Here is a 4,437-nt window from a genome sequence, read left to right on the forward strand (position 1 = left end):
GCGAAGGCGTACTTGAGAACGCCTTCGCCGGCAAGCCGGCTCCTACAAAAAGCAGGTCGGCGAAACGGTTTCACGGCTGCCAAACACTCTTTTCGCCGCTCAATTTCCTGTCCAGAAAACACGCCGCGCTTATTAACGCAAGGTGCGTCAGTGCCTGCGGGGTATTACCCATGTGCCGCGCGTGGCTGTCGAATTCTTCGGCGTACAACCCCAGCGGGTTGGCGTACCGGAGCAGTTGTTCGAACTCCAGATGCGCCTTTTCCACCCGACCGGCGCGGGCCAGGCATTCGACGTACCAGAAGGAGCACGCGGCGAAGGCGCCTTCGGTGCCGGGCAGGCCGTCGATGTGGTTGTCGTCATTGTGGTAGCGGTAGACCATGCCGTCGCGCACCAGGTTTTTCTCGATGGCGTCGAGGGTCGCGAGCCAGCGCGGGTCTTTGGCGCTGACGAAGCGCACCAGCGGCATCAGCAGCATCGAACCGTCGAGGCCGGTGCCGCCGAGGTGCTGCACGAAGTGTCCGCGTTCTTCGTTCCAGAAGTTGTCCCAGATGTCCGAGTAGATGGCCTGACGCGTCTGGTCCCAGCGGGCGAACGGCGCGGGCAAGGAGCGTTTCGAGGCGAGACGGATTGCCCGGTCCAGGGCGACCCAGCACATCAGTCGCGAGTGCAGGAAATGGTGCTGTTCGCCGCGCATTTCCCAGATCCCGACGTCCTCCTGCTGCCAGGTTTCGCAGACCTGGTCGATCACTTCCACGGTGTGCTTCCAGCCCTCGTGGGAAATGGCTTCGCCGTATTTGTTGACCAGGTACACCGCGTCCATCAGCTCGCCGAAAATATCGAGCTGGACCTGGGCGTAAGCCAGGTTGCCGATGCGCACCGGCGTGGCGCCGCCGTGGCCGGACAGGTGCGCGAGTTCGATTTCCGGCAGTTCCTGGCGGCCGTCGATGCCATACAGGATATTGAGTTTCATCGGTTTGCCCTGGCAATCGCTGACCCGCCCACGCAACCAGCGCATATAGGCGTTGGCCTCGTCGGTGAAACCCAGGCGCATGAAGGCGTAGACGGTGAAGGACGCGTCGCGGATCCAGGTGTAGCGGTAGTCCCAGTTGCGTTCGCCGCCAGTGACTTCCGGCAGGCCGAAGGTCGCCGCAGCGAGGATTGCGCCGTGTTTGCGCGACGTCAGCAGCTTCATCGCCAGGGCCGAGCGGTTGACCATTTCCCGCCAGCGGCCTCGGTAATTGGACTGGCCGATCCAGTCGCGCCAGAACTTCAGCGTGCGTTCCAGGCACAGTGTGGCCGCCCCTTCCTTGAAGCGCGGGTCGTCGATGTCGCCCAGGAGGAACTCGGCGGTCTGGTCTTGCTTGAGCGTGAATTCGGCGACCGCTGCCTGGCCTTCGATGCGCATGACCTGATCCGTCGCCAGGCGCAGGGACGGCTGATCGGCGGCTTCGAAGATCACGTCCTGTTTATCCAGGCGGGCGAGGGTGCGGGCGCGCGCGTAGTCATGGCGCACGGCGCAGCGCAGGTGAAACGTCGCTTGGCCGCTGACTACCCGGACCCGACGCATCAGCACGGGCAGGTTGTCTTCGGTGTCGCCGATGGGCAGCAGGTCGGTGATTTCCACCACGGCGCGATCGCTGAGCCAGCGGGTTTGCAGGACGTTGGTGTCGGGCAGGTAGATTTGCTCGCGGCGAGCGTCAGGCAGGTCCGGGGACAGCTGGAATATACCGGCCTCGGGGGTGTCCAGCAGCGAACAGAAAATCGACGGGCTATCGAATTCCGGCCAGCAGAAAAAATCCACGCTGCCTTTGTCATTGACCAGCGCGGCGCTGCGCATGTCGCCGATGATGCCGTGGGCGTCGATGGGGCTTTGGCGTTCGTGGTCGGGCATTGGGGCTCCGGGAGCTGAGGGCCTAAATAGCTGACTGGTCTTGGCGGGCTGGAGTTCATTTTGCGGTGACTGTTCTGGCCCTATCGCCAGCAGGCTGGCTCCCACCTTGGATGGGTGTACATCAGTCATTGTGGGAGCCAGCCTGCTGGCGATGGGGCTTCACATTCAAGCAACAATTGGCTGCTTTCCCCTCGATCAGTGTTTATGGCAACTTGCAGGCCCTTGTCGAGACCCGCACCCATGGCAAATCCCTACCGCGAACTGTTCAAAGCCCCTGGCAGCGGCGCCTTCGTGCTGGCCGGGATGATCGCGCGCATGCCGATTTCCATGACCGGTATCGGCCTGATCACCATGCTCTCGCAGTTGCAGGGTGGTTACGGTTTGGCGGGTGCCGTGGCGGCGACTTTCGCGCTGGCGACAGCGTTTTGTGCACCGCAGGTGTCGCGGCTGGTGGACCGTTTTGGTCAGCGCCGGATCTTGCCGGTGTCAGCGCTGATCGGGGGCGGGGCGCTGTTGATGGTGCTGCTCTGCACCCGTTTGCAGGCACCGAACTGGACGTTGTTTGTGTTCGCCGCGATCGCCGGCTGTATGCCGAGCATGTCAGCGATGGTTCGGGCGCGCTGGACCGAGCTCTATCGCGGCCAGCCGCAACTGCAAACCGCCTACGCCCTGGAGTCGGTGCTGGACGAAGTCTGCTTCATCGTCGGGCCACCGTTGTCGGTGGGGTTATGCGTGGTGGCATTTCCCGAGGCGGGGCCGTTGGCGGCGTTGCTGATGCTGGCGATCGGGGTAACGGCGTTCGTGTTGCAACGCGGCACCGAGCCGCCGGTGCATCCCCACGAAGAACAGCATGCCGCATCGATCATCCGCTCCGTGGACATCCAGTGGCTGATGCTGTTGATGGTCGCCATGGGCACCATCGTCGGGGTGGTGGATGTGGTCAGCGTGGCCTTCGCCCAGCAACAGGGCCAGCCAGCCGCAGCGAGCATCGTGTTGTCGGTGTATGCGATCGGTTCGTGCCTGGCGGGGTTGGCGTTTGGCGCGTTGCGCTCGAAGGTGCCGCTGCCGCGACTGTTTCTGTACGGCGGAGTGGCGACGGCGGTGACGACCTTGCCGCTGCTGCTGGCGGTGAACATTCTCGGGTTGTCCCTGGCGGTGTTTGTTGCCGGGCTGTTTTTTGCACCGACGTTGATTGTCGCCATGGCCCTGGTGGAACAGATCGTGCCGCCGGCCAAACTCACTGAAGGCCTGACCTGGTTGGTCACCGGGCTGAGCATTGGTGTGGCGATCGGCGCGGCGGGGTCGGGGTGGCTGGTGGATGCGTTCGGGGCGCGGAGCGGGTTTTGGCTGGCGATTGCGGCGGGGGGTGTCGTCCTCGGTTCCGCGATCCAAAGCTATCGCCATCTGAAATAAAGCATTTACCTGTAGGAGCGAGCTTGCTCGCGATGGAGTGTCAGGCGACACCGATGTGTCTGACATACCATCGCGAGCAGGCTCGCTCCCACAGGGGCGGGATTCATCCGACTAATTCTCCTTGGCGCTTATCCGTTCTCTTACCTAGACAACATTTCGAGGTAAGCCCCGTGCCCCCGCTGACATTGCTGTGCCTGCCCTATTCCGGCGCGAGTGCCATGGTCTATAGCCGCTGGCGGCGCAAGCTGCCGGAGTGGATCAAGCTGCAACCGGTGGAACTGCCGGGGCGGGGTGCCCGTTTCGGCGAGCCATTGCATACCGACATGCGTCGTCTGGCGCTGCAGCTCGCACAGGAACAAAAAACCACGCTCAAGGCGCCGTATGCCCTGTTCGGCCACAGCCTGGGTGCGCTGCTCGCTTGCGAAATGGCCCACGCCTTGCGCTCGCTTGGCTGCCCGGAACCGGTGGCGCTCTTTGCCTCGGGCACGGCGGCGCCAACCCTGCGCGAGGACTACGACCGTGGATTTGCCGAACCCAAATCCGATGCCGAGTTGATCGAGCAGTTGCGCAGCCTCAACGGCACCAGCGAAGAAGTCCTGGCCAACGAAGAGTTGATGAGCCTGACGTTGCCAATCCTGCGCGCCGACTTCCAGTTGTGCGGGCGCTTCGAGCCGATGCAGCGACCGCTGCTCAAATGCCCGGTGCACGTGCTCGGCGGCAAGGCGGACCGGGCGACGACCGAACAACTGATGGGCTGGCGCAAGGAAACCCACGGCAGCTTTGCCGTGGACATGTTGGCGGGTGGGCATTTTTTCATTCATGAGCATGAGGCCAAGGTGCTCAAGGTGATCAAGGATCAGCTTGAAGTTCATCATCGTCGGCACGCCATGGCCGCTGTGGGTTAACCCAATCGCAAACATTACCGAGTCCCTGTGGGAGCGAGCTTGCTCGCGATGACGGAGTGTCAGTCGACATCAATGGTGTCTGATACACCTCTATCGCGAGCAAGCCCGCTCCCACAATGTTTTGCCATCCTGATACTTATTCTCATTCGCTAATTTTTCCCGTCTGCATTCGTTTTATAGGGACGACGAGCCTTTGTGCTTCCTGCCTACTGATCCGGATGCTGAGAA

3 protein-coding genes are annotated in these 4,437 nt (G+C 62.5%); 2 read left to right on the top strand and 1 reads right to left on the bottom strand.

Annotation, left to right across the window (positions count from 1 at the left end):
- Positions 1 to 70 precede the first annotated feature (70 nt).
- On the bottom strand, positions 71 to 1,891 hold the full coding sequence (locus tag SOP85_RS26215; protein ID WP_323628718.1) for a glycoside hydrolase family 15 protein: 1,821 nt from the start codon (positions 1,889 to 1,891) through the stop codon (positions 71 to 73).
- A gap of 240 nt (positions 1,892 to 2,131) precedes the next feature.
- Here SOP85_RS26215 and SOP85_RS26220 point away from each other — a divergent pair, with 240 nt between their 5' ends.
- Positions 2,132 to 3,304 carry an MFS transporter gene (locus SOP85_RS26220; protein WP_323628719.1) on the top strand — a complete coding sequence of 391 codons (1,173 nt, stop codon included), beginning with the start codon at positions 2,132 to 2,134 and terminating at the stop codon, positions 3,302 to 3,304.
- A gap of 170 nt (positions 3,305 to 3,474) precedes the next feature.
- Entirely contained in the window at positions 3,475 to 4,209 is a 735-nt protein-coding gene (locus SOP85_RS26225; protein WP_323628720.1) for a thioesterase II family protein, read from the top strand.
- Positions 4,210 to 4,437 lie beyond the last annotated feature (228 nt).

The organism is Pseudomonas sp. YuFO20, assembly GCF_035064975.1.
In the GTDB taxonomy this organism is placed as follows: domain Bacteria; phylum Pseudomonadota; class Gammaproteobacteria; order Pseudomonadales; family Pseudomonadaceae; genus Aquipseudomonas; species Aquipseudomonas putida_AE.

Bases quoted from the DNA above. Each gene is read 5' to 3' on its own strand.
- SOP85_RS26215 (WP_323628718.1), bottom strand. From the start codon at position 1,891: ATGCCCGACCACGAACGCCAAAGCCCCATCGACGCCCACGGCATCATC.
- SOP85_RS26220 (WP_323628719.1), top strand. From the start codon at position 2,132: ATGGCAAATCCCTACCGCGAACTGTTCAAAGCCCCTGGCAGCGGCGCC.